Here is a 22,483-nt window from a genome sequence, read left to right as displayed (position 1 = left end):
GAGACGGAACGAATGTACACGCCGAAGGAGCCGGGGCTGCGGTATGCGCTGGAGCGTTCGGAAGCTTTGCGTCCGGGTCCGCGCGGCAGCTCGCTGCTGGGACTGATCTCCGATACACGCGACGTTGCGGCTGCCAGGCCGAGTGCCGCCGCCGGCTCCGCGCGGGGCAGGCTGGCGCCGAACCCGCAGCCCGAAACACAGGTCGGGCCCGCCGAAACCACCGCTGCACCCGCCGCAAGGCAGGTCATGGGCTATGCGCACGCGCTCCGCAGCATCAATCCGGATGATATTCTTCTTTGGCTGCGCCGGGGCTGGCTCTGGATCGTCGGCGCGACCATCCTTTGCGTGATGGGGGCCTTTGTCTATGCGCAGACGGCTTCACCGCGATATACCGTCTACACCGATCTCGTGATCGATCCCGCCAATCTCCAGGTCGTCAACGACGACGTGTTCGGCTCCAATCTCCTGCGCGATTCCCAATTGCTGGAAGTGGAAAGCAAGATGAGGGTGCTGACGTCGCGCAACGTGCTCGCGCGTGTGATCGACAGCATGAACCTCACACAAGATCCTGAATTCGCCAAGCCGACCACCGTGGGCCGCCTCAAGAACATCGTCCTCGGCACTTCTCAGAACGAGGCCCGGCAGGCGGACATGCTCAGCACGATGCGCGCGCTTTCCGAACGCGTCGAGGCCCGACGCGAGGAGCGGTCGTTCGTCGTCTCGCTCAGCGTGTACACCGAAGACCCGCTGAAATCGGTGGCTCTGTCGGACGCGATCGTCGATGCGTTCGAAAAGGAGGTCTTCGAATCTGCCGCACAAAGCGCGGGACGGGTGGCGGCCGCGCTCAACCAGCGAATGGACGACCTTCGCCGCAACGTCACCGATGCGGAGGCGAAGGTGGCGGAATTCAAACGCCGGCACGGGCTCCAGTCGCAGAATGGCGAACTCGTCAGCACGCAGCTTGCGGCAGAGCTGAACACGCAGGTCCTGGCGGCGCAGCAGCACTATATCGAGCTGGAAACCCGCTACCGGCAGATGCAGGAAGCGATTGCGGTCGGCCGCACCAGCACGGCCTCGGTCTTCGTCTCTCCGACCATGACGGCGCTCAGGCAGGAATACAACGCAGCCGTGGTGCAACTGAATTCGCTGAAGCTCACCTACGGCGCGCGCCATCCGCGCATCACCGCCGCCAACTCGGATCTGGAGACGCTGAAAGCATCGATCCTCGATGAGGCAAGGCGCATCGTGGACATTGCGAAAAGCGACATGCAGCAGGCAAAGTCCGCCCTCGACGAGCTTCAAAACAAGTCGAGCGAGCAGCAATCAAAAGTCTACACCGACAATGATTCCCAGGTCGAACTGCGCGATCTGGAGCGTGACGCGCGCGCCAAAGCCGCGCTTTACGAAACGCATCTGGCACGGGCCCAGCAGATCACCGAGCAGCAGCAGATCAACACGTCCAACATCCGCGTGATCTCGCGCGCCTTGCCGCCGAAATCACGCAGTTGGCCGCCACGGACAATGATCCTGCTGGCGGCAGGCGCCTTTGCGGGACTGGGCATCGGCATCGGCATTGCCCTCCTGTTCGGCCTGCTGCGGGTGCTGCGCCAGAGTCAGCCTCGCCCGGCCTGACCGATGGCGACGGCATCGCAGCGCGCCGCTTCTCCTCTGCCGGCCGGCCTGGAAAGAATGGCGGCGGCCGGCCCCATCCTGTTCATGGCGATCTTCCTGTTTTTCTGGATTTCGACGACGCCGTTCGTCGATCTCACAGGAGAGACGGTTCTCGATCCCTCGGCCGCCAATTCCAATCGGCTGAACCAGATCGTCTCGATCGGCCTGTTCTTCGGCATGCTCTGCTACGGCCTGATGCATCCGCTGCGGGCGGTCCTGATGCAGCCGCGCGCACTGATGATCCCGCTGTTCACCTGGTTCCTGCTGGTCTCGCTCGTATCCGCCCATCCGATGCTGGGGATCAAGGCCGTCGTCCTCGGGGTGATGGTGACGATCAATGCCGGCGTGTATCTGCTCCTGCCGGCTTCGGAAAAGCAGTTCGCGAAAATGCTGGCGATCGGCACGCTGATCATGCTCGGCACGGCATATTACGGCATCCTGTTCAAGCCGGAACTTGCCATCCACCAGCCATCGGAATTGCGCGAGCCGATGAATGCGGGCCTGTGGCGCGGCCATTTCCCGCACAAGAACAGCGCGGCCGCGGCAATGGTGCTCGCCACCTTCTTCGGCATCTATGTCCTGAATGTCTGGTCACGGCTGGCGGGCATCGCGATCATCGTGCTGTCGGTGATTTTCCTGGTTCATAGCGGCGGAAAGACCTCCGCTGCGATGCTGCCGGGCATTTTGATCCTGGCGTGGATATTCGAGCGGATATCCATTCTGCGAATTCCGATCGTCATCGGAGGCGTCGGCCTCTTCAACCTGCTTGCGGTGGGCTCGGCCGTGTTTCGTCCGCTGGGGGAATTTGTCGCGTCGCTCGGCATCGACGCCACCTTCACCAATCGCTCCGATATCTGGCGTTTCGCCTTCGGGGCCATCGCCGAAAACCCGATCATCGGCTACGGCATCAACGCTTTCTGGCAAACCGACGAACTCGTCTACAGCGGCGGCAGCGTCGAAACCTGGGCCGTTGCCGCGGAAAACGGGCACAATTCCTATCTCGACATCACACTGATGGCGGGGGTGCCCGGCCTGGTGCTGACGCTGCTGCTCGTGATCGCCATGCCGCTGCGCGATATTTCCCGCCTGCCGAGCGCCGGCAAACATTCCCATCTGACCCGGCTTTTCATCTGGACCTGGCTTTATGTGATCTTCAGCGCCGGTCTCGAGACGCTTTTCTTCGAGGGCGGTAATCTTTTGTGGTTCACTTTCCTCTACAGTCTCTACGGATTGCGCTTTCAATCCTCTGCCGTACTAGACCCCGGCAGCTTCGCTCCGGCCAAAAGGATGGTTGCCCATGTCTGATCTTCGCGATCGGCTTTCCACCCTGACCGATCGGGTCAGCAACCGTTTGATATGGCGCTTCTCCCGCAGCCGGCGGCCGATCCCCACGAAACGGCCGATCGTTTCGTTCACCTTCGACGACGTTCCCGACACGGCACTCACGCAAGGGGCGGCGATCCTCGAAAAATTCGATGCGCGCGGCACGTTCTACATCGCCGGAGGCCTGACGGGCCGGGCAGAGCCGGATCGCCGGCTGATTTCCGCGGAAGGATGCCGCGAACTGTTCGCGCGCGGCCATGAGATCGGCTGCCACACCTTCTCCCACAGCAAAATTCGCACCCTCACCAGTCGCGCCCTTTCGGACGACCTCGACCGGAACCTGGCATTTCTGTCGGAAGCCGGGATTTCTCGTCCACCGACCAATTTCGCCTTCCCCTACAATGCCGCGTGGCCGGCCGCGCGCAGGGTCATGGGCAGACGCTTTTCGAGTTGCAGAGGCGGCGGCGAAGCCATCAATCGAAAAGCGGTCGACCCGCTGATGCTCAAGGCGGTGGAGATCCGCCAGCCCGACGAATACGCGCGCAGCCTCACGCGCTGGATCGACGACGTGGCCGGCCAGCCGGGATGGCTGATATTCGTGACGCATGACATCACCGCCAGGCCGACGCCCTATGGATGCCTGCCCGAGACGCTCGAACGGCTCGTGTCGCACGCCCGGGACCGGCAATGCGACATATTGCCGATTTGCGAAGCTCTCGACCGGTTCGGCTGGATGGAACCGGATCGCCGAACGCCATGAGCCAGCAGCCTGCCGGCATGCCGGGCCTTCTGAAGATCAATAATTACTTCTACCGCAGGGGCGGCGCGGAAGCCGTGTTCCTCGACCATATCGCGATGTTCGAACAGGCGGGATGGGACGTGGTCCCCTTCGCCATGAAACATGAACTGAACCATCCGTCCCCCTGGTCGGATTATTTCGTTTCCGAAATCGAATACGGTCGCCAGACGCGCCCCCTCACCAAGATCAGGCAGGCGGCGAAGGTCATCTATTCCTTCGAAGCCCAGCGAAATCTCGCCCGCGTCATCGAGAAGCGGAGGCCCGCGGTCGCGCATGCGCACAACGTCTATCATCATCTCTCGCCCGCCATTTTCTCCACGTTGAAATCGGCGGGAATTCCGACGGTCATGACAGTCCATGATCTCAAGCTCGCCTGTCCGTCCTACAAGATGCTTCGCGACAACAAGGTCTGCGAAAAGTGCAAGGGAGGGCACACCTACAACGTGCTGGTCCACCGTTGCATCAAGGGCTCCGCCGTCCTCAGCGGCGTCGTTCTCGCCGAAACGCTGCTGCATCGCAGCCTCGGCCTCTACCGGAAGAATCTCGACCGCCTGGTGGTGCCGAGCCGCTTCTACATGGACAAGCTGGAGGAATGGGGCTGGCCGCGTGAACAGATGGTTTACATCCCCAATTTCATTGATGCCGGCAGCTTCGAAACCGGCTGGGCCAAACCCGGCTATTTTGCGTTTGCCGGACGCCTTGCCCCTGAAAAAGGCATAGGCACCCTGATACGGGCCGCGGCCCTTTCCAAACAGAAGCTCGTCATTGCCGGAACGGGCCCGGAAGAAGCATCCCTGCGGGCGCTGGCCGCCTCGACCGGCGCGGACGTCGTCTTTGCCGGCTATCTTTCTGGCGCTGCGCTGCATCGCCTGATCGGCGAAGCCACGGCGCTGGTCCTGCCGTCGGAATGGTACGAAAACGCGCCGATCAGCGTCCTGGAAGCCTATGCGCTCGAAACGCCCGTGATCGGAACGAGGATCGGCGGCATTCCCGAACTGATCCGCGACGGCGAGACCGGCTACATGGTGGCGCCCGGCGCCCCCGACGACCTTGCAGCCGCCCTGGCAAGAATGGCGGCGCTCTCCGCGGGCGCGCGGCACGCCATGGGTAAAACGGCAAGACAATGGGTCTCAACCGTTTTTTCGTCCGCGGCCTATTTTCGGGCAACGACGGAGCTTTATTCCAGTCTCGGCGCGGCATTACCGACCCCGGCCGGGCGATAGACCCCGGGCCGGGACTCCTTCCCGCAATCTGGCCTGCAATCTGGGATTTAGTCGGTCGTTACAATTTTAACGCTTATCTTATCCGCGATTTCAGGCCGCTCGTCTAACACATCTCCCAGGAAAATCGGGTTTTCGACCGTTGAGCAGAAAGCCGCGCCTTCCGACGGGCATTGGGTGCGGAACCGAGTGGGCAGATGGGTTTCAAAGGCGATTCCGAGGGCGAAAACCGCCAGATTTCGGATGAGATTTATACTTTGCCGGCAACAGACGCCGCTTCGGCGGTTGACGAGGTCTCCGTTGCGAAGAAAAGGAAGCTGATAGCGACGCCGCCGCTGGGCGCCGTCGATGCACTCGACCGGATATCGGGCCTCGAGACGAGCCCTGACCGTCCCAGAGTGATGATGCTGGGAAGCAGGGGTATTCCGAACGTCCAGGGCGGCATCGAAAAGCATATCGAGATGATCACCACGGAACTCGTCGATCTTGGCTGGAATGTCGAGGTGCTGGGGCGGCGTCGGTATCTGGCCACGCCGACCGAGACTTTCTGGAACGGCATCCGGATCATCCCGCTTTGGGCGCCGAAAAGGATGACGTTCGAGACGATAGGAAACAGCATCGCCGGCGTTCTGTTTGCAGCCAGGCACAGGCCCGACATACTTCATATCCATGCGGTCGGACCCGCGCTCGTCGCCCCGCTTGCGCGACTGCTGGGCCTGAAGGTGGTCGTCACCCATCACGGCTATGACTACAACCGCCAGAAATGGGGCGGCTTTGCCAAGCGCATGCTCAAGCTCGGCGAAGCGCTGGGAATGTACACGGCAAACGGCCGGATCGCGATTTCCCAGGACATCGTTCGCACCATGCGGCGGAAATATCGGGTGGCCGCCGACCTGGTGCCCAACGGGGTTTCCATGCAGTCGCGGGAAACCTCCACCGAAACCCTTCGCGCTTTCGGGCTCTTGCCGCGGCAATATATCGTCATGATCGCGCGGGTCGTCCCGGAAAAGCGCCAGCACGATCTGATCCGTGCCTTTGCGAAGATGAAACGGCCGGAGAAGTTGGTGCTGGTCGGCGAAGCGGACCACGAAACGGAGTATTCGGCATCGGTCAGGGAACTGGCGGCCAGAACGCCGTCCGTCGTCATGACCGGGTTTCAAACCGGCTCGGCTCTTTCGCAACTCTACGGCAACGCCAGGCTGTTCGTGCTTCCCTCGAGCCATGAAGGCATGCCGATCGCCCTTCTGGAGGCGCTTAGCCACGGGCTGCCGGTCCTGGCGAGCGACATCGACGCCAATCTCGAGCTGAATCTTCCAGCCGACGACTACTTCGCCATGGGCGATGTCGATGCGCTGGCGGCGGCTTTGGAGCGAAAGCTTTCGGTGCCGTTTCGCGAGGATATGATGAGCGAGATCATGCAGCGGATCGAATCCGACTATAGCTGGAAAAGGATCGCGGAACGCACCGCAGCGGTCTATCGCTCGGTGCTGCGTCGGCCCCGGCGCTGAGCTTCCGCTCGCCGTGCCGGTCAACCGCACGTTGTCCCATGATCGGATCGGCGCGGGCGCCGTTGCCCGGCACGCAGTTTTCATGAGGAGATCGGTTTTGGACGGTTCCACCATCAAGGGTCATGTCGCAGATTGCGTGCGCGGCGGGCGGTGACGATGGCCGCTCTCGTCAGGCGCACCGCCGTCGTCATGGCATGGCTCGCCCTCGCCCTGATAATCTTCTCCACGCTTTCCCCGATCGGCATGCGGCCGCATCTCGGTGTGTCCGTCCATGTCGAGCGGTTCGGGGCCTTCGCAGCGCTAGGCTGCCTGTTCGCGGCGGCCTATCCCCGCCGCCGGCTGGAGATATTCCTTTGCGTCGCCGGCCTCGCCATGGGGCTGGAGTTCCTGCAAACGCTGGTTTCCAGCCGGCATGCACGCTGGTCCGATCTCGGGGTGAAGCTGGCGGGAGGCGGGGCCGGCATCCTGCTTGCCGGCTTCCTGCCGCGCCCGCCTGCCGGTCTGGAGCGCTTGCTGTTGCGTCTAAACCAAAACAAAAGCCCTTCACGCTAATTTTCGCGCATGGTCCCATGGAGAAATCCGTGACTGTATCGGTCATCATCAAGACGCTGAACGAGGAGAAAAAGATCGCAGCGACGATCGAAAGCGCGCTGGCCGCACTGGAGGCGGTGGGCGGCGAGGTCATCGTTGCCGACAGCGGCTCGCGCGACAGCACCGTCGAGATCGCCTCGGCCTATCCGGTTGTCATCGCCCAGATCGAACCGCCCGCGCTGCCGAGCTGCGGCATCGGCCCACAACTCGGCTATCAATATTCGCGCCATCCCTTTCTCTGCCTGATCGATGGCGACATGCTCCTCGATCCGGACTTCCTTCCGGCCGCTCTCGCCTTCATGGACGAGCACCCCGACGCCGCAGGCGTCAGCGGCCATGTCGAGGAAATGGAAATCGCGAACCTCGAATTTTCCCGCCGGGTCAATCGCGCCGCGCCGGAAAACCGCACGGGCGCGGTCGACCGCATGAATGGCGGCGGGCTCTACCGCCGCAAGGCCATCGCGGAAGTCGGCTATCTTTCCGACCGCAACCTGCATGGATACGAGGAATTCGACCTCGGCGCTCGGCTGCGCGCCGCCGGCTGGCAACTCCATCGCCTCGACCGGCGTTTTGTCAGGCACTACGGCCACACGGACAATTCCTACAAGCTGCTGGTTCGCCGCTGGCGCAGCAAATATCTGTTCGGTATCGGCGAACTGCTGCGGGCCTCGCTGGGCCGGCCCTATTTCTTCAGGCTTTTCCGGGAGCTGCCCGAGCTGCGCCTGTGGATGGGCGTATATGCCTTCTGGGCGCTCTGCCTTGCCGTGCTCATCGCGGTTCCCGGCAAACTGTCCGCCCTGGGGATCGTTGCCGGACTGCTGGTCCTGCTGGTCGCCCTGATGAGCCTTCGCAAGGGAGGGCCGAGCATGGGGCTCTACACGGTGGTCGCCTGGTTCTTCCACGCCGCGGCCCTGCCGGTCGGCCTTCTCCGGCGCCGGCGCGAGCCTGCCGCGCCGATCGAAAGCCGCCTGATCGGGCAGCGCGGATGAAGATCGGGGCCGCAGCCGTTGCGCTTGCGCTGCTGCTCGGCGGTTCGACCGCGCCCGCCACGACGTTTGAAAGCTGGCTTCCGGTGCGCGAGGTCTCCCTTGAAATCCGTCCGGGCAGTCCGCTCGATTTTTCCGGCCTGCTGCCGAACACGGCCATCGGCTCGGAAGGCGCGCGCGGCGCCGACCGCCGGCTGATCGAGGGGGCGGGCGGGCGCATGGCCTTCGCCGACGCACCCGACAGGCCGCAACGCCTCTTCTGCGCCTCGCTCGCCTGGAGCCCGGCCTCCGGCGGCTTCCCGTCCAGGGACGAGGCGGATCGCTACGCGCGCCAGCTCGCCATGCATGGCTACAATCTCGCCCGGCTGCATTTCGTCGACGCCGCCCTGATGTTCGGCCGCCAGGCGGATTTCGACTTCGATCCCGAGACGCTCGACCGCGTCCACTATCTTCTCGCCGCGCTGAAACGGAACGGCATCTACTGGATGATCGATGCCATGTCGTCCTGGCGCGGCGCCTATGGCGGTTACGACGACCGCTGGGATCCCGCCGGAAATCTCAAGACGGCGCTCTATTTCGATGAAAGGGCCTTCGCGCACTGGCGACGGTTCCAGGAAACCTTCCTGGCGCGGGTCAATCCCTATACCGGCGTCGCTCCCATTTCCGACGAGGCGCTGGCCGTCGTCATCCTGGTCAACGAGAACAGCCTGGAATTCGAAAGCGTTGTTCACGACCGACCGGGGCGCCTGCCCTACGATCCGATGATCGCCGCGCCCTTCAACCGCTGGCTTTCCGGCCGCTACGCCTCGACCGCCGATCTGGCCCGCGCCTGGGGCGACCTGGCGCGCGACGAGAGGCTGGAGGAAGGCACCGTCCGGCTGCCCCGCGACCGCTATGTCGACAGCCCGCGCCTGCGCGACCTGCAGGCGTTTTTCACGGAGACGGAGCGGGCGAGCGCCGAACGCATGACCGGCGTGCTGCGCGGGCTCGGCTATCGCGGGCTCGTCAGCACCTACAACAACTGGCCGACCGTCCAGACCGCGCTCAGCCGCCGAGACCTCGACGCCGTCACCATGAACACCTACCACGACTGGGTGGGCGGCTATGAGCCGGGCAGCAGCCTGACGCAGGAAAGCTCGCTGGTGGACGGGGCGGGCTACATCCGCATGGCGGCGGCCTCGCGCTGGCTCGGCAAGCCGTTTGCCGTCAGCGAATGGGATCATCTCTTCTGGAACCGCCATCGCTACGAGGCCGGGCTTGCCATGCCGACCTATGCGGCCCTGCAGGGCTGGGATGCCCTGTGCCGCCACGCGCACGGCCCCATCGTGCTTTCCTACGGCGAACCTTATCCGCACAAGCGCGCCATGCTTCCCTATGCGATCGCCCTCGATCCCGTCGCGCGGGCGGGCGAGACGCTTGCCGCGCTCATCTACCGGCGCGGGGACGTCGCGCAGTCGCGTCTCGTCATTCCCTTCGCCGTTCGCGGCGAGGCGGATCTCGGCCCCAACATGCAGGCGCGCGAGCCGCCGGACCTGACGCAGCTCGCCCTCGTCAGCCGGATCGGGCTGGCGGACGAGGCCGACGCCAGGCAGGCTGCGCTGTTCGTGCCGCAACCGCGCGGCCCGGGTGACGCCGACCGCCTAGTCGGGGAACTGCGCCGGCGCGGCGATCTGCCGGCGGCAAATCGCACGTCGCTCCCCGACCGCCTCTACGAAAGCGATACGGGAGAAATCCTCCTCGACGCCAAGGGTGGCCAGTTGCGGCTCTCCACTGCCGCGACGGAAGGCGTCGCCTTTTCCCACCTCGCCGAACCGGTCGATCTGGGCACGCTCTCCATAGCGCAGGCCGAAGGCGGTGCGCTCGTCGCGCTTTCCACGCTCGACAAGGGGACCAGCCTGCGCGACGGCAAGCGGCTGCTGCTGATCTTCGCCACCGACGCGCGCAACAGCGACATGCGCTTCCGCGACCGGGCGCAGAAGGTCATCGAGGATTTCGGCCGCCTGCCGGTCCTGATCCGCAAGGCGGGCGCGCGGATCGCCCTCGCCCGCGAGGGGCGCTGGACGCTCTCGCCGGTCGGCCTCGACGGCGCGGTCCACGCGCCGATGGCCAGCGGAGAGGGCGCCGTGTCCTTCACGCTGACGAACGACGTCCCTTCGGGGCCCACGACGTTCTTCCTGCTTGAGATCGAATAAGGGAAGGCCGGCCGCCGATCCTGCCGGCGATATCAGGCCCGAGCCGCGACTTCCCCTGCCGCGAGGCGTGGCGTTTCCACGGCGAGCTTTGCGCGCGATTGCATGCGCAGCCCCCAGAGGGCCGCCACCAGCGTGAACCAGACGACATTGCGCCCCTCGAAAAAAACACTCTCCAGCCCGGCATTGTATAGGGCAAACAGCCAGACGCGAACGAACAGCCGCGTCAAGGGCGTATGCTGCTGTTCTTCCGTCATGCGACTGACATCGCGCAGCGGCAGGAACAGAAGCCAGACGAGCGCCAGCGCGAGGCCTGGCAGGCCCGTCGTCAGAATCAGGTCCAGATAGGCGTTGTGCCCATGCCCGGCCATCACCGCCCAGGTCTCGCTGCCGCTATAGACGAGTTCCGGAGTTTGCCAGAAGCCCTTGAGGCCATAGCCTGTCAGGGGGCGCTCAAGAATGGCGTTGTAGGCGAGCCGCCATATATCGGCGCGGTTGGTGAATGTCGCGTCGATGCCGAGTTTTCCGATGAAATCGTTCAGGGGCCGGATGATCCCGGACCCAACGAGCAAAAAGCTGAAACCGATGACGCCGCAGGCGATCGGAGCCCGCAGCCAGCGCGCCTTCTCGAAGACGAAGGCTAGCAGCAGGATGGCGGGCAGCATGGCGCTCGACGTCTTGCCGCCAGTGTTCAGGAGGAAAAGGCACGACAGGACGAAGATGAGCAGGCCGATGCCGCGCGACCAGACGCTCATGACATAGAGCCCCAGAAATGCGGAGATCACCATCGCCCCGGCGGCGGTGTTCTTGTGGTTGAAATGCCCGCGCCACATGCCTGCGTTCATGGGTTCGAGGAGTTCGCCGGCATGGTGGATCGACAAGGCCGGCAGGAACAGGACCCCGTAATAGGCGATGGCGAGAACGATCAGCATGCAGATCCCGCAGAGCCGGGCGAAGTGCTGTTCCGTCGCGGGCAGAAGCAGATAGACGCCGGCGTTGATCGTCACCAGCGTCGTCACCACGATGGCCTTTACGCCGAGCATGGGATGCGCGCCGATCAGCGACACGAAGAGAAACCACAAGAGCAGCGATGAAAGCAGCGCGCGCGGACCCAGGATCCAGCCCCGCATTGAATGAGCCAGGCCATAGGCGATCATCATGATCGAGATCGCCACAAGCGTGATCTGATAGAGCTGGTTCGACGTCCCCGCCTGAGGGTCCGCGAGATCCAGGCCGGTGAGGTCGATGAAGGGCGTGACACCGACCCAGAGGAACAGCGACACGGCCACGAACAACACAGTGCCGAGCCACTGCACGGCGGCGCCGCGCGGCGGTACTGGACCTGTTTCAGGAGGCTGCCGGCCACTCATGTGGCTTCCCGACGAGGACATTCGACAAAAGACATGCACAAGCTTTGCCAGAAACCGAGCGCGAGGGCCATGCCGATCAGGATTCGATCGTTCGAACCCGTTCTTCGCATCGATGGCACGATGCCAAGTTTTTATCTTCGTTTTAACTCTTATCGTCCAAAGTTTCCGAAGTGACGTTCTACAGACCCACTCCAAGGAGGGTGGAAATGACAGAACTTGCTGAAGAAGACGGCCTTTCAAAACTTTCGACAACCAACCGGCGGAAACAGTTCGCGCTTGCAACGGCCATGGTTGTGCCCACGGTCATATCGATGGTCTCCGCAGCGATGGCGGGTTACTTCATCCTTCGGGCCAGCGATAGCGAACCGCCCGCAGACCTGTCGAAGCTGGCCGTTTCGATCCTGCAATCGCACGACGCCTCGCCGCAGATGCGCGCCTGGGCGGCCGCCGCGCTCGGCATACCGTCCGACATTCCAATGGACCTGACCACCGGTTCCACGACGCGGCGAAAGCCCGCCGCGCAGCCGATGCCCCTGCCGAAGGTGCCGGTCGCGGATTGACGGAAAACGTTCCGGCCGCGGCCTTGCCGGACAAGGCGGGAGCCGGCGTCAGGCACTCGCGCGCCTGCCGCTTTCCGGATCGAAAATATGGCTCGTCGCCGGATCGACGGCGATCGACAGAACGTCGCCGGGACGCACGGACAGGCGGTCGCGGAACAGGCAGGTCACCGGCTGGCTGCCCAACCTGCCCATGACCATGATTTCCGAGCCGGTGGGCTCCACGATCTCCACCGTCACGGGCGCGCCGCCCTCGGCGATCTTCATGTGCTCCGGCCGCACGCCGTAAACGGCCTTGCCGCCGGAAAGGCCGGAATAATCGCCCCCGGACCCCGCCTGGGGCAGCGGCAGCCGGACGCCGCCCTCCACGGCGAAGGCGCCTTCCTCGATCCTGCCCTCGATGAAATTCATCGAGGGCGAGCCGATGAAGCCCGCCACGAACATGTTGGCCGGGCGGTCGTAGAGATCGAGCGGCGCGCCGATCTGCTCCACCAGCCCGTCGCGCATGACCACGATCTTGTCGGCCATGGTCATGGCTTCGATCTGGTCATGGGTGACGTATATGGTGGTCGTCTTCAGGCGCTGGTGCAGGCCCTTGATCTCGCCGCGCATCTGGACGCGCAGCTTGGCGTCGAGATTGGACAGCGGCTCATCGAACAGGAACACCTGCGGATCGCGCACGATGGCGCGGCCCATGGCCACGCGCTGGCGCTGGCCGCCGGAAAGCTGGCGCGGATAGCGGTCGAGCAGCTTGTTCAGCCCCAGGATTTCCGCCGCGCGGGCGACCCGGCTGTCGCGTTCCTGCTTCGGCGCATTCTTCAGCATGAGCGCGAAGCCCATATTGTCGGCCACCGTCATATGCGGATAGAGCGCATAGTTCTGGAACACCATGGCGATGTCGCGTTCCTTGGCCCTGAGGTCGTTGACCACCCGCGGCCCGATGGCGATCTCGCCGTCGGTAATCTCCTCGAGCCCGGCGATCATGCGCAGAAGCGTGGACTTGCCGCAGCCCGACGGGCCGACCAGCACGACGAATTCGCCGTCTTCCACGTCGACGGAGACGCCGCGCAGCACGCCGACGTCGCCATATGTCTTGACTGCATTTCTGATGGAGACAGATGCCATCTTGAACCTCGATACGTGACTTTTTCCGCGAGCCGGTCAGCCGCCCTTGACGGCGCCGGCGGTCAGGCCGGCGACGATCTGGCGCTGTGCGAAGACGGTGAGCAAAAGGACCGGCAGCGTCACCACGAGCGCAGCGGCCGCCAGCGGACCCCAGCTCACCTGCTCGAAGGAAAGCATGTTGTAGACCGCAACCGGCAAGGTGCGCGTTTCGCGACCGGCGAGCACGATGCCGAAGACGAAATTGTTCCAGGAAAAGATCACCGCAAGGATGAGCGAAACCACAATGCCCGGCTTGGCGATGGGCAGCGCCACCTTGGTGAAGACCTGCCAGGAGGAGGCGCCGTCGATCATGGCGGCCTCTTCGAGTTCCAGCGGCGTCGTCTCGAAATAGCCGATCATGATCCAGATCACGATCGGCACGGTGACGACCAGATGGATGATGATCTGCGGCCACAGCGTGCCGAGCAGGCCCAGCGTCTGGAACAGCAGGAAGAGCGGGATCAGATAGGACAGGCCCGGCGTCATGCGCGCGATCATGATGACGATCGCCGACTTGTGCGCGCGCAGCCGCGCGATACCGTAGCCCGCCGGCACGCCCACCAGAAGGGCAAGCAGCGTCGCCATGCCGGTGACGACCAGGCTGTTCCAGAAATAGAGCAGGAAGTCGTTGGCCTCGAAAATCTGCGTGTAGTTCGACCAGGCGAAGCGCTCCGGGATCAGGATCGGCGGGTAGGCGCCGTTGTCGATCTCGTATTTCAGCGAGAGCGACAGCATCCACACGAAGAAGAAGATCGCCGGCGACACGATGACGAAGACGACGAGGGCCGTGCCAAGCTTCGACAGAAGGGATTTGCGTGCCATGGCCGGGCTCAACTGTTCCACTGGGTGCGCTGGCGAAGCACCAGCAGCGCAAGCGACATGGCGATGATGACGACGAAGAACACCACGGCGATCGCCGAGCCGTAACCGATGTCGTAATAGGAGAACGCCACGTTATAGAGATAGATGTTGATGGTTTCGGACGCCGTTCCGGGGCCGCCCTGCGTCATGGCATAGATGATGTCGAAGCTCTTCAGCGCGTCGATGGAGCGGATGATGACGGCGACCATGATGAAGGGCAGGATCATCGGCAGCGTGATGTAGCGGAACTTCTGCCAGCCATTGGCGCCGTCGATCTCGGCGCTTTCGAACGGATCGCGCGGCATGGCGGCAAGACCGCCGAGCACGATCAGCATGACCAGCGGCGTCCACTGCCAGGTCTCCACCGCCACCAGCGAGGGGATGACGGTGCTCTGGTTGAATATCCATTCCTGCGGCGGAATGCCGACCAGCGACAGAAGGTAGTTCAGCACGCCCAGTTGCGGGTGGTACATCATGGTCCAGACCAGCGCCACGGCGACGGGCGTGGCCATCATGGGCATGACGAAGATGCCGCGCAGCAGGCCGCGCGCCGGCAATTTGCTGTCGAAGGCCAGCGCGGCGATCGTGCCCAGCACCATGGGGGCGACCACGGACAGCACCGTATAGACCACGGTGTGCCACATGGAGTCCCAGAAGCGGGCGTCGCCTGCCAGGCGCAGGTAGTTGGCCAAGCCAACGAAACGCTGGCTTCCCCCCAGTTGCCATTCGTTGGCGCTCATCCACAGGGTGAACAGCCACGGGAAAACGATCACCGCCCCGACGGTGGCCAAGGCGGGGATGACGAAAGGCCAGTAGCTCGGCCGCAAGCGGCTCTTGCCTGCCTTCGCCGTCGAGGCCGCCAGGGCGGCCCCCGACTTCGCTCCTGTCGGGGCGGTGAGCGTCATTTGCCTTCGCTCCGGGCGAGCACCGGACGGAATTCCTCCGTCGCGCGCTTCATTTCAGCGGCCGGATCGGCGCCGTTCAGCAGATTGGTGAGGCCCACGCCCATGATGTCGCGGAACTCCGTCACCGGAACGATGACCGGCAGGCAGAGCTGGCTGATCGGCGCGGACTTGGAGAGCGCCTCCACCCAGCCTTCCGGCATGGTCACGCCCTTGCGCACCGCCTCGTCGTCGATGATCGACTTGCGGAACGGCACGCCGGAACCGGACTGGAGCAGGCGCGCGCCCATCTCCTTGGAAATTGCCCACTGGCAATAGAGATAGGCCGCCTCCTTCTTCGCCGATGCCTCGACCACGCCGATGCCGTCGCCGGTGGTGGGGGCCGCCTGCGCCGCCGGGCCGGCGGGCATCACGCCGTAGCCGACCTTGCCGACCACGCGCGACTTGTTGGGGTCTTCGAGCGGCGGAGCAAAGCCGATGCCGTCCAGCCACATGCCGATCTTGCCCTGCAGGAAGCTCGACTGGCATTCGGCCCAGTTGAAGCCGGCCACGCCGGGAGGAGCGGCCTGGGTCATGAGGCGCTGGTAGAGCTTCGCGGCCTCGATGGCCTCCGCCGAATCCGTCTGGAGGTTGCCTTCGGCGTCGACCGAGTCCTTGCCGTAGCCCAGCATGAGGCTGGTCCACACCGGCACGTTGGCGTTCTTCATGCCGCGCGCGACGAAACCGTAGATGTTCTGCGACGGGTCGGTGAGCGCCTCGGCGGCCTGCACCAGTTCGTCGAAGGTCTTCGGATATTCGATGCCCTTGGCGGCGAACAGTTCCTTGTTCCAGTAGATGATCCAGTAGTCCACCGAGAAGGGAAGCGCGCCGAAACGGCCGTCGGCGTCCTTGGCGAAGGACAGGCCGGCGCTGGCGAAATCGCTTTCTGTCAGCGAGGCGTCGGTCAGCGAGGGGTCCTTCAGATAGCCGGAAAGATCGGCCAGCCAGCCGCCCTTTTCAAACTGCCGCTTCTGGACGTGGTAGCTGATGTGGATGACGTCGAAGCTCGGCTTGCCTGAGGTCAGCTCGATCACCGCCTTCTGGCGCTGCTGCTGTTCCGGCATCTGCTCGGAGCGCACGGTGATACCGGTCAGCTCCTCGAATTCCTTCTGGTACTTCTGCAGGATTTCGCCGCGCGGGCTCTTGATGAGGTTCACCTCGAGCGTCGTGCCGGCAAATTTCTTCCAGTCCACGGACGAATCCGCAAAGGACGGGCTGATGCCGGTCACCCCTGCCGCGGCGATCGCCGCCGTTCCCGTCAGAAACTGACGGCGTGTCGGATGTAACAGATTCATTCCTTCTCCTCTCGTGGTTTTCCTGGCCTGACATCTCCTGCTGTCAGAACCCGCCTCAAATTTGCAAAGCCAATGTCCGCGCATTGTGGATGTGGACGGTGATGGCATCCATGGCGGTCTGCGGATCGCGGGTCTCGATCGCCGACAGCACCGCCAGATGTTCCTGCATGACCGGGATCACGCGTCCGGTGATGCGGAAGCGCTCCTGATTGATGAGGCGCATCTTGATGGTGTTGGTCTGGTAGGCGCGCCAGATGATCTCGTTGTCGAGCGAGCCCACGATGACGTCGTGCATGTTCCAGTCGATGGCCTGCGCCTTCTGCTCCAGTTCCGGCGTCTCGCCTTCTTCGGCGGCACGCTGGAGCGTCTGCTCGTGCTCGGCGCGCAGCGAGTGCAGCAATTCGTCGGACGCCGTCCGGCAGAACAGCGCCACGGACTCCCTTTCGATGAAAAGGCGGAACTGGAATGCCTCGCGGATGAGGTTGAGGTCGATATGGGCGATCTGCAGCCCGCGCTGCGGCACGGTCTTGATGAGCCCTTCCGCCTCCAGGCGCGGGATCAGTTCACGGATCGCGCCCAGCGGCAGGCCGGTCATGGTGACGAGCTGGCGCTGCGAGACGAACTGGCCCGGATGGAAGTCGCGCGCCAGCAGATGCTGCGTGAAGCTCTGATAGGCCTTGTCGCGCAATTTGACCGGTTCGTTCAAGTCTTCCACCAAAGCCCGCTTCCTCGCCCGTCTTATGGCCCGCTCAGGCGGCTCTTGCCAATCGCAACTGGTCGAATACGCCGCCGATGGCCTCGAAATCCGCATCGGGGAGCGCAACCAGGGGCGCCCGCACGCGCCGCCACGCGCCGTCGCCGGTGCGCCGCGCCAGCATGGCCTTCACGCCCGGCGTGACCGGATAGGCCAGCAATTGCCGCACGGTCTCGACGACCTGCGGATCGTCGCGCCCCTCGTCCACCATCGGCAGCAGCCGCTCCGGCACCAGATTGGCCATGCCGGATATGGCGCCCTGCCCGCCGAGCCGGACGCCGGCGGCGAGATCCCGCTCGTCCCCGATCAGGATGGCGATGTCCTTGTGCGCGGCCAGCAGCCGTTCCGTATGAGCCCAATCGCCGGACGAATCCTTCACGCCGGCGATCGCGCGGCCGAACGCCGCACGCAGGCGGCCGACCAGATCGACCGACAGCTCCACCGCCGTGACCGAGGGGATATTGTAGAGGATGATGTCGCGCGCATCGGCGCCGAGCCCTTCCAATACCGAGGAGAACCAGGCGAAAATGCCGTCGTCCGACAGGCTCTTGTAGTAGGACGGCGGCGCCAGGAGGATGCCCTTGCAGCCACGGCGCAGCGCATCGCCTGCCTGGCGGCAGGCATCGGCGACCGAATTCGCCATCACCCCGGCCACGATCTTCGAGGCCGGAACGCCACCCGCGACCAGAGCGTCGATCAGCGCGCCGCGCTCGCCATCGGCAATGGACGCGCCCTCGCCCGCGGTGCCGAAAAGCGTGACGCTGGAGCAGCCGCTTTCCAGGCACCAGCGCGCATGTGCGGCCGCGCGGGCAAGGTCGATGCTTCCGTCTTCCTCGAACGGCGTCGTGAGCGCCGCCGAGAGACCGAAGCGCGCGCGTGGTGATTGATCGTGCGGCAAGATGTCCTCCAAGACTGAACTGTGAGCCGAGCTGTACTAACATGTTAGCTGTCAGTCAATCGGCATCCAGCATGCGGACACGCAATTTGTCGCCGGCCCGGCGGCGGCGTCCGGCTTCGACAGGGAACAAGACAGTGAGGGAAGAGGGCCGGCGAAAAAAGCCGGTGGCTTCCAGCGTCAGGCCGAAATCCGGCCTGTCTCCATGAAGGCCGTCACTTCGTCGCGGCGCGGCGAGCCTGCGCGCCCGCCGAAGCGGGCGCATTTGATCGCCGCGGCTGCATTGGCGAAGCAGATCGCCTCCGTCATGCCGCGGCCCTCCGCCACGCCGAGCGCAAACGCGCCGTGAAACACATCGCCGGCGGCGAGGGTATCGACCGCCTCGACGCGGAACCCTTCGACGTGGCGCACCGGCATGCCGGCGCGCTCAGCCCAGTAGCAGCCGTCCGCCCCGGCCGTGACAGCGGTGAACACGTCGTACTGGTCGGCCAGAATGCGCACGCATTCGCGCGGGTCGGCCGTTGCCGTCACGCTCGCGGCTGCCGGCTCCGAGGCCGCGATATGGCTGGCAAGCGGCAGCAGTTGTTCCAGAAGCTCGACCGGAGCCGTATCCGCGTCGAGAATGCCGGCAATGCCGGCCTTGCGCGCGGCCTTCAGCGCGATTTCGGCCGCCCATGGCCAGCGCACGTCGACCAGGACCGCGGCAAATCCGGAGGCGTCGACGGGCGGCACGCTCTGCGCGGGACCGGCCAGCCGGGGGTCGTAGAACGGCACGATGACGCGCTCGCCGGAGGAATCGACCAGAATGGAGGAAAAGGCCGTTCGCGCGCCTTGCAGGCGGCGGACGTGGGAACAGTCGACGCCCTCGGCCTCCAGTTCGCGCACCACCCGCTCGCCGGTGGCGTCCGCACCGGCCGACGCCCACAGCACGGCGTGCCCGCCGAGCCGGGCAATGGCGGCGGCCGCGCTGGAGGCCATGCCGGCGGCGATCTGAAGCGCGTCGTCGGGCAGATATTTGCCGGCTTTTTGCGGTTGCGCGTCTAGGCGGAAGATGGTGTCGAGGGTCAGCGCGCCGACGCAAAGGATGCTTTTGGTCATGGTGGGGTGGCAAAACCTTCCCTGTGCAAAGAGCTGAAGCGCATAGCCGGGTTTGGCAAAGGCCGCCATAGGGCGCGTGGCCGGCCGCGGTGTCAGCGGCATGGCGACAAGGCAGGAATCTCAGGACAAGGCGGGGGCCCGGGCGCGACCGATATCAGGCCGCGTCCGGCCGAAGCCCGGCCGCTTCGGCCAGCAGTTCGAAGGAGCGGACGCGGGCGGCGTGGTCGAATACCTGTGCCGTCACCATCAGTTCGTCGGCGCCGGTGCGCGCCACAAAGGCCTCGAGACCGCGCCCGACGGTCCCGGGCGCACCGACGATGGCGCAGGACAGCGCCTGCGCCAGCATGGTCCGCGCCATCGGGTCGAGGTCGCGTTCATAGCCTGCCACCGGCGGCGGCAGCCGGCCCGGCCGGCCGCTGCGCAGGTTGACGAAGGCTTGCTGGAGTGAGGTGAACAGGTATTTCGCCTCGTCGTCGGTGGGCGCGGCCACCACGTTCAGCCCCAGCATCACATAGGGCCGGTCGAGATGCTGCGAAGGCTGGAAGCGCGCGCGATAGATTTCCAGCGCATTGTCCAGCTCGGCCGGGGCGAAATGCGAGGCGAAGGCATAGGGAAGGCCCAGCATGGCGGCAAGTTGCGCGCCGTAGAGGCTGGAGCCGAGGATCCAGACCGGCACCTTCTCGCCCTCGCCTGGAACGGCATGCACGCGCTGGCCTTCCACCGCCGGCTCGAAATAGGACATCAGTTCCACCACGTCCTGGGGGAAGGTGTTGACGCCGGCGTCGAGATTGCGGCGGAGCGCCCGGGCCGTCAGCATGTCGGTGCCGGGCGCGCGGCCGAGCCCGAGGTCGATGCGGCCGGGATGGAGGGCGGCCAGCGTGCCGAACTGCTCGGCGATGACGAGCGGGGCGTGGTTGGGCAGCATGATGCCGCCGGCGCCGACGCGGATCGTGCTGGTGCCGGCCGCGACATGGGCGATGACCACCGCCGTGGCGGCGCTGGCGATGCCGGGCATGTTGTGATGCTCGGCCAGCCAGTAGCGGCGATAGCCCAGCCGCTCGGCATGGCGGGCGAGGTCGAGCGAGTTGACCAGCGACTGGCCGGCGCTGCCGCCTTCCGTGACGGGCGACAGATCGAGCACGGAAAGGACGGCCATGGCAGCATTTCACCTATCTGAAGCGTTGCCCCGCATATAGGCCCGCCCGGGCAGCCGCGCAAACAGGCCGTGTCAGGCCGCGGCTTCGTCCTTGCGGCCTGCAAGCCCTTCCTCCGTCTCGTCCGGCTCCTCGGACGACTGCTGCGCGGAGAGGAAATTGCCGACATGGGCCAGGCCGTCGAAATGGTCGCAGAACACCTTGATGACCACCAGCAGCGGCACCGCCATCAGCGCCCCGACGAAACCCCACAGCCACGACCAGAAGGCGATGGCGATGAAGATGGCCACCGCGTTGATCTCCAGCCGCCGGCCGACGATCATCGGCGTGACGAACTGCCCCTCGGCGATGCCGCACAACAGCACGAAGGCCGGCGCCAGAAGGGCGTAGGAGATGGTGTCGAAGCTGATCAGCGCGATCACCGCCACCAGCACGATGGTGGTGAGGGCGCCGATATAGGGCAGGAAATTGAGCAGCGCCGCCGCCACGCCCCACACCAGCGGATTGGGCATGCCGAGCGCCCAGAGCCCGAGCGCGATGACCGCGCCCAGCCCCGCATTGATGGCGGCCACCGTGAACAGGTAGCGCGAGATCTCGCGCTCGACGTCGTAGACGACGCGCAGCGCCCGCTTCTTCTCGCTCATCGTGGCGAAGGACTGGATGATCTTCTCGTAGAACAACGTTCCCGAGGCCAGCAGGAACAGCGACAGCACCGCCACGATGGTAATGGAGGTGCCGGCCGAAAGCAGATTGCCCGCTGCCTGCGAGACGATGCCCGGCTGGGCCAGCACCACCTTCTGCACCCCCGGCTCCTGCGCCGGCTCGGTCATGGTGCCGATCTGCTGGGAGATGTGCGACAGCTTCTCGAACGGGCGGCGCAGCGGTGCCAGCCGCTCGGTAAGCTGCTGGCCTATGGAGGGCGCGTTGTTGACTAGGTCGATGACCGGGCCGCTGAGGAAATAACCGGCGCTGCCCACGGCCGTCAGCGACAGCAGCACCAGAAGCGTGGCCGACGCCGCATCCGGCACGCCGCGCTTGCGCAGGAAACGCACGATGGGCGTGAGCGTCAGCGCCAGCAGGAAGGCCAGGATCACCGGCATGAAGAAGTCTTTGCCGAAATACAAGGCATACACCGCCATGATCAGGAAGATGCCTGTGAGCAGCCAGCGCATGGTCCGCGATTCGGCGATCGCGCCCGTGCCTGCCGCTGCGCCTGCATCCGGGGAATCCGGTTCGGTCTTCGCCATTCCTGTCCCCTCGCCTGCCGCGCCGCCGTCGGCACGAAACGTCGCTGTGAAACGCCGCTTCGCGGCCAAGGTTCCATTGGGAGGCGGACCGAAGGCGAGCGGTCCACGACGTCGGGCAGGGCCTATGATGGCATGACGGGCCACGGCCCGGCGCGGGGCCCGGACACGAGCCCGGACACGACCGGGGCCTCGCGCGCGGCGAGCAGCGAGACGATCAGCGCGGTCTGGCCGCCCACGGCATCGACGACCGCTTCCATGCCCGCCGCGTCGTCCTTCACGAAGTCGATGAACATCATGTTCATGGTGTTGAACAGGATGCGGCCGGCAAGGTTGACATCCACCCATGCGCCGATGGAGCCGCGCGCCTTGAGCTTGGCCAGCAGCAGGCAGACCTGGCGACACAGGCTTTCATCCAGCCCGCTGTAATGGCGTCCGAGCGGCGATTGCGGATGCAGCGTCGACATCGACATGGCGGCCCGCCACATCTCCTTGTTCAGATAGTGGAGCGAGTGCCGCAGATAGATGCCGAACAGCGCATTCACGCCCTGCGCGGCGTCGGCCGGCGGCGCGGCCAGAACGCCTTCGCCGGCGGCGATCACCTCGTTGACCTCCAGCGAGACAACGGCGACAAGCACGTCGCCCTTGCTTTCATAATAGTTGTAGATGGTGCCGACCGACACCTGCGCCTGCTCGGCGATGGTCTCGATCTTGACCCCTTCGTAGCCGAACTCACGGAATAGCCGCGCCGCGGCCTCCACGATGCGGCGGTCCCTGTCGAGCTTCTGTCTCTGTCTCAGGCCGGCCATTGACGCTCCGGAAATATGAATTGACTCATATTTGAAACCAATTCATATTTCAAC

20 protein-coding genes are annotated in these 22,483 nt (G+C 64.8%); 9 read left to right on the top strand and 11 right to left on the bottom strand.

The annotated features are described in order from the left end of the window. Positions 1-12 precede the first annotated feature (12 nt). From ACTDI4_RS04160 to ACTDI4_RS04125, 8 genes are all read left to right on the top strand, one after another. Positions 13-1,632: a GumC family protein gene (locus ACTDI4_RS04160; protein WP_442839959.1), complete on the top strand. Its 1,620-nt coding sequence runs from the start codon at positions 13-15 to the stop codon at positions 1,630-1,632. Positions 1,633-1,635: 3 nt separating this feature from the next. After that, positions 1,636-2,976 carry an O-antigen ligase family protein gene (locus ACTDI4_RS04155; RefSeq protein ID WP_442839958.1) on the top strand — a complete coding sequence of 447 codons (1,341 nt, stop codon included), beginning with the start codon at positions 1,636-1,638 and terminating at the stop codon, positions 2,974-2,976. Further along, complete coding sequence (locus ACTDI4_RS04150; RefSeq protein WP_442839957.1) at positions 2,969-3,754, top strand: polysaccharide deacetylase family protein; 786 nt, start codon at positions 2,969-2,971, stop codon at positions 3,752-3,754. The genes ACTDI4_RS04155 and ACTDI4_RS04150 overlap by 8 nt, the downstream gene beginning before the upstream one ends. Before the next feature lie 17 nt (positions 3,755-3,771). Then, positions 3,772-5,016, top strand: a complete 1,245-nt coding sequence (locus tag ACTDI4_RS04145) for a glycosyltransferase family 4 protein (protein WP_442839956.1) — start codon at positions 3,772-3,774, stop codon at positions 5,014-5,016. A gap of 194 nt (positions 5,017-5,210) precedes the next feature. Continuing rightward, positions 5,211-6,521: a glycosyltransferase family 4 protein gene (locus tag ACTDI4_RS04140; protein ID WP_442839955.1), complete on the top strand. Its 1,311-nt coding sequence runs from the start codon at positions 5,211-5,213 to the stop codon at positions 6,519-6,521. Between the two features lie 156 nt (positions 6,522-6,677). Beyond that, the gene (locus ACTDI4_RS04135; protein ID WP_442839954.1) at positions 6,678-7,073 is read left to right on the top strand and encodes a VanZ family protein; all 396 of its coding nucleotides are present in this window, start codon (positions 6,678-6,680) and stop codon (positions 7,071-7,073) included. A 29-nt stretch (positions 7,074-7,102) separates the two neighbouring features. Next, positions 7,103-8,101: a glycosyltransferase gene (locus ACTDI4_RS04130; RefSeq protein WP_442839953.1), complete on the top strand. Its 999-nt coding sequence runs from the start codon at positions 7,103-7,105 to the stop codon at positions 8,099-8,101. Beyond that, on the top strand, positions 8,098-10,290 hold the full coding sequence (locus tag ACTDI4_RS04125; RefSeq protein WP_442839952.1) for a glycoside hydrolase: 2,193 nt from the start codon (positions 8,098-8,100) through the stop codon (positions 10,288-10,290). The genes ACTDI4_RS04130 and ACTDI4_RS04125 overlap by 4 nt, the downstream gene beginning before the upstream one ends. 32 nt (positions 10,291-10,322) lie before the next feature. Here the strand turns inward: ACTDI4_RS04125 and ACTDI4_RS04120 are convergent, their stop codons facing one another. After that, entirely contained in the window at positions 10,323-11,657 is a 1,335-nt protein-coding gene (locus tag ACTDI4_RS04120; protein ID WP_442839951.1) for an O-antigen ligase family protein, read from the bottom strand. A 206-nt stretch (positions 11,658-11,863) separates the two neighbouring features. On the opposite strand from ACTDI4_RS04120, the gene ACTDI4_RS04115 reads away from it, so the two are divergent. Next, on the top strand, positions 11,864-12,217 hold the full coding sequence (locus tag ACTDI4_RS04115; protein WP_442839950.1) for a hypothetical protein: 354 nt from the start codon (positions 11,864-11,866) through the stop codon (positions 12,215-12,217). Positions 12,218-12,265: 48 nt separating this feature from the next. Here ACTDI4_RS04115 and ACTDI4_RS04110 read toward each other — a convergent pair whose 3' ends face one another. From ACTDI4_RS04110 to ACTDI4_RS04065, 10 genes are all read right to left on the bottom strand, one after another. Further along, complete coding sequence (locus ACTDI4_RS04110) at positions 12,266-13,339, bottom strand: ABC transporter ATP-binding protein (RefSeq protein ID WP_442839949.1); 1,074 nt, start codon at positions 13,337-13,339, stop codon at positions 12,266-12,268. A gap of 36 nt (positions 13,340-13,375) precedes the next feature. Continuing rightward, positions 13,376-14,200: a carbohydrate ABC transporter permease gene (locus tag ACTDI4_RS04105; protein ID WP_442839948.1), complete on the bottom strand. Its 825-nt coding sequence runs from the start codon at positions 14,198-14,200 to the stop codon at positions 13,376-13,378. A gap of 8 nt (positions 14,201-14,208) precedes the next feature. Continuing rightward, positions 14,209-15,144 carry a carbohydrate ABC transporter permease gene (locus ACTDI4_RS04100; RefSeq protein WP_442839947.1) on the bottom strand — a complete coding sequence of 312 codons (936 nt, stop codon included), beginning with the start codon at positions 15,142-15,144 and terminating at the stop codon, positions 14,209-14,211. After that, the gene (locus ACTDI4_RS04095) at positions 15,141-16,475 is read right to left on the bottom strand and encodes an ABC transporter substrate-binding protein (protein ID WP_442839946.1); all 1,335 of its coding nucleotides are present in this window, start codon (positions 16,473-16,475) and stop codon (positions 15,141-15,143) included. The genes ACTDI4_RS04100 and ACTDI4_RS04095 overlap by 4 nt, the downstream gene beginning before the upstream one ends. Before the next feature lie 55 nt (positions 16,476-16,530). Next, on the bottom strand, positions 16,531-17,190 hold the full coding sequence (locus ACTDI4_RS04090; RefSeq protein WP_442839945.1) for a GntR family transcriptional regulator: 660 nt from the start codon (positions 17,188-17,190) through the stop codon (positions 16,531-16,533). Between the two features lie 34 nt (positions 17,191-17,224). Beyond that, on the bottom strand, positions 17,225-18,127 hold the full coding sequence (locus ACTDI4_RS04085; RefSeq protein WP_442839944.1) for a dihydrodipicolinate synthase family protein: 903 nt from the start codon (positions 18,125-18,127) through the stop codon (positions 17,225-17,227). 177 nt (positions 18,128-18,304) lie between these two features. Beyond that, complete coding sequence (locus ACTDI4_RS04080; RefSeq protein ID WP_442839943.1) at positions 18,305-19,222, bottom strand: PfkB family carbohydrate kinase; 918 nt, start codon at positions 19,220-19,222, stop codon at positions 18,305-18,307. A gap of 154 nt (positions 19,223-19,376) precedes the next feature. Further along, positions 19,377-20,378 carry an LLM class flavin-dependent oxidoreductase gene (locus tag ACTDI4_RS04075; RefSeq protein ID WP_442839942.1) on the bottom strand — a complete coding sequence of 334 codons (1,002 nt, stop codon included), beginning with the start codon at positions 20,376-20,378 and terminating at the stop codon, positions 19,377-19,379. A gap of 72 nt (positions 20,379-20,450) precedes the next feature. Then, positions 20,451-21,623 (bottom strand): AI-2E family transporter, encoded by a 1,173-nt coding sequence (locus ACTDI4_RS04070; protein ID WP_442839941.1) that lies wholly within the window; start codon positions 21,621-21,623, stop codon positions 20,451-20,453. Positions 21,624-21,745: 122 nt separating this feature from the next. Then, the gene (locus ACTDI4_RS04065) at positions 21,746-22,429 is read right to left on the bottom strand and encodes a TetR/AcrR family transcriptional regulator (RefSeq protein ID WP_442839940.1); all 684 of its coding nucleotides are present in this window, start codon (positions 22,427-22,429) and stop codon (positions 21,746-21,748) included. Positions 22,430-22,483 lie beyond the last annotated feature (54 nt).

It is taken from the genome of Mesorhizobium sp. PUT5 (assembly GCF_052216645.1).
Classification (GTDB): domain Bacteria; phylum Pseudomonadota; class Alphaproteobacteria; order Rhizobiales; family Rhizobiaceae; genus Mesorhizobium.
The sequence above is the reverse complement of the archived record's forward strand: the minus strand, read 5'-3'. Positions and strand labels throughout refer to the sequence as shown.

Coding starts and splice junctions, on each gene's coding strand:
- ACTDI4_RS04160 (WP_442839959.1), top strand. CDS start 13: ATGTACACGCCGAAGGAGCCGGGGCTGCGGTATGCGCTGGAGCGTTCG.
- ACTDI4_RS04150 (WP_442839957.1), top strand. CDS start 2,969: ATGTCTGATCTTCGCGATCGGCTTTCCACCCTGACCGATCGGGTCAGC.
- ACTDI4_RS04125 (WP_442839952.1), top strand. CDS start 8,098: ATGAAGATCGGGGCCGCAGCCGTTGCGCTTGCGCTGCTGCTCGGCGGT.
- ACTDI4_RS04075 (WP_442839942.1), bottom strand. CDS start 20,378: ATGGCCGTCCTTTCCGTGCTCGATCTGTCGCCCGTCACGGAAGGCGGC.
- ACTDI4_RS04115 (WP_442839950.1), top strand. CDS start 11,864: ATGACAGAACTTGCTGAAGAAGACGGCCTTTCAAAACTTTCGACAACC.
- ACTDI4_RS04080 (WP_442839943.1), bottom strand. CDS start 19,222: ATGACCAAAAGCATCCTTTGCGTCGGCGCGCTGACCCTCGACACCATC.
- ACTDI4_RS04110 (WP_442839949.1), bottom strand. CDS start 13,339: ATGGCATCTGTCTCCATCAGAAATGCAGTCAAGACATATGGCGACGTC.
- ACTDI4_RS04145 (WP_442839956.1), top strand. CDS start 3,772: ATGCCGGGCCTTCTGAAGATCAATAATTACTTCTACCGCAGGGGCGGC.
- ACTDI4_RS04135 (WP_442839954.1), top strand. CDS start 6,678: ATGGCCGCTCTCGTCAGGCGCACCGCCGTCGTCATGGCATGGCTCGCC.
- ACTDI4_RS04120 (WP_442839951.1), bottom strand. CDS start 11,657: ATGAGTGGCCGGCAGCCTCCTGAAACAGGTCCAGTACCGCCGCGCGGC.
- ACTDI4_RS04140 (WP_442839955.1), top strand. CDS start 5,211: ATGGGTTTCAAAGGCGATTCCGAGGGCGAAAACCGCCAGATTTCGGAT.
- ACTDI4_RS04095 (WP_442839946.1), bottom strand. CDS start 16,475: ATGAATCTGTTACATCCGACACGCCGTCAGTTTCTGACGGGAACGGCG.
- ACTDI4_RS04100 (WP_442839947.1), bottom strand. CDS start 15,144: ATGACGCTCACCGCCCCGACAGGAGCGAAGTCGGGGGCCGCCCTGGCG.
- ACTDI4_RS04105 (WP_442839948.1), bottom strand. CDS start 14,200: ATGGCACGCAAATCCCTTCTGTCGAAGCTTGGCACGGCCCTCGTCGTC.
- ACTDI4_RS04070 (WP_442839941.1), bottom strand. CDS start 21,623: ATGGCGAAGACCGAACCGGATTCCCCGGATGCAGGCGCAGCGGCAGGC.
- ACTDI4_RS04065 (WP_442839940.1), bottom strand. CDS start 22,429: ATGGCCGGCCTGAGACAGAGACAGAAGCTCGACAGGGACCGCCGCATC.
- ACTDI4_RS04155 (WP_442839958.1), top strand. CDS start 1,636: ATGGCGACGGCATCGCAGCGCGCCGCTTCTCCTCTGCCGGCCGGCCTG.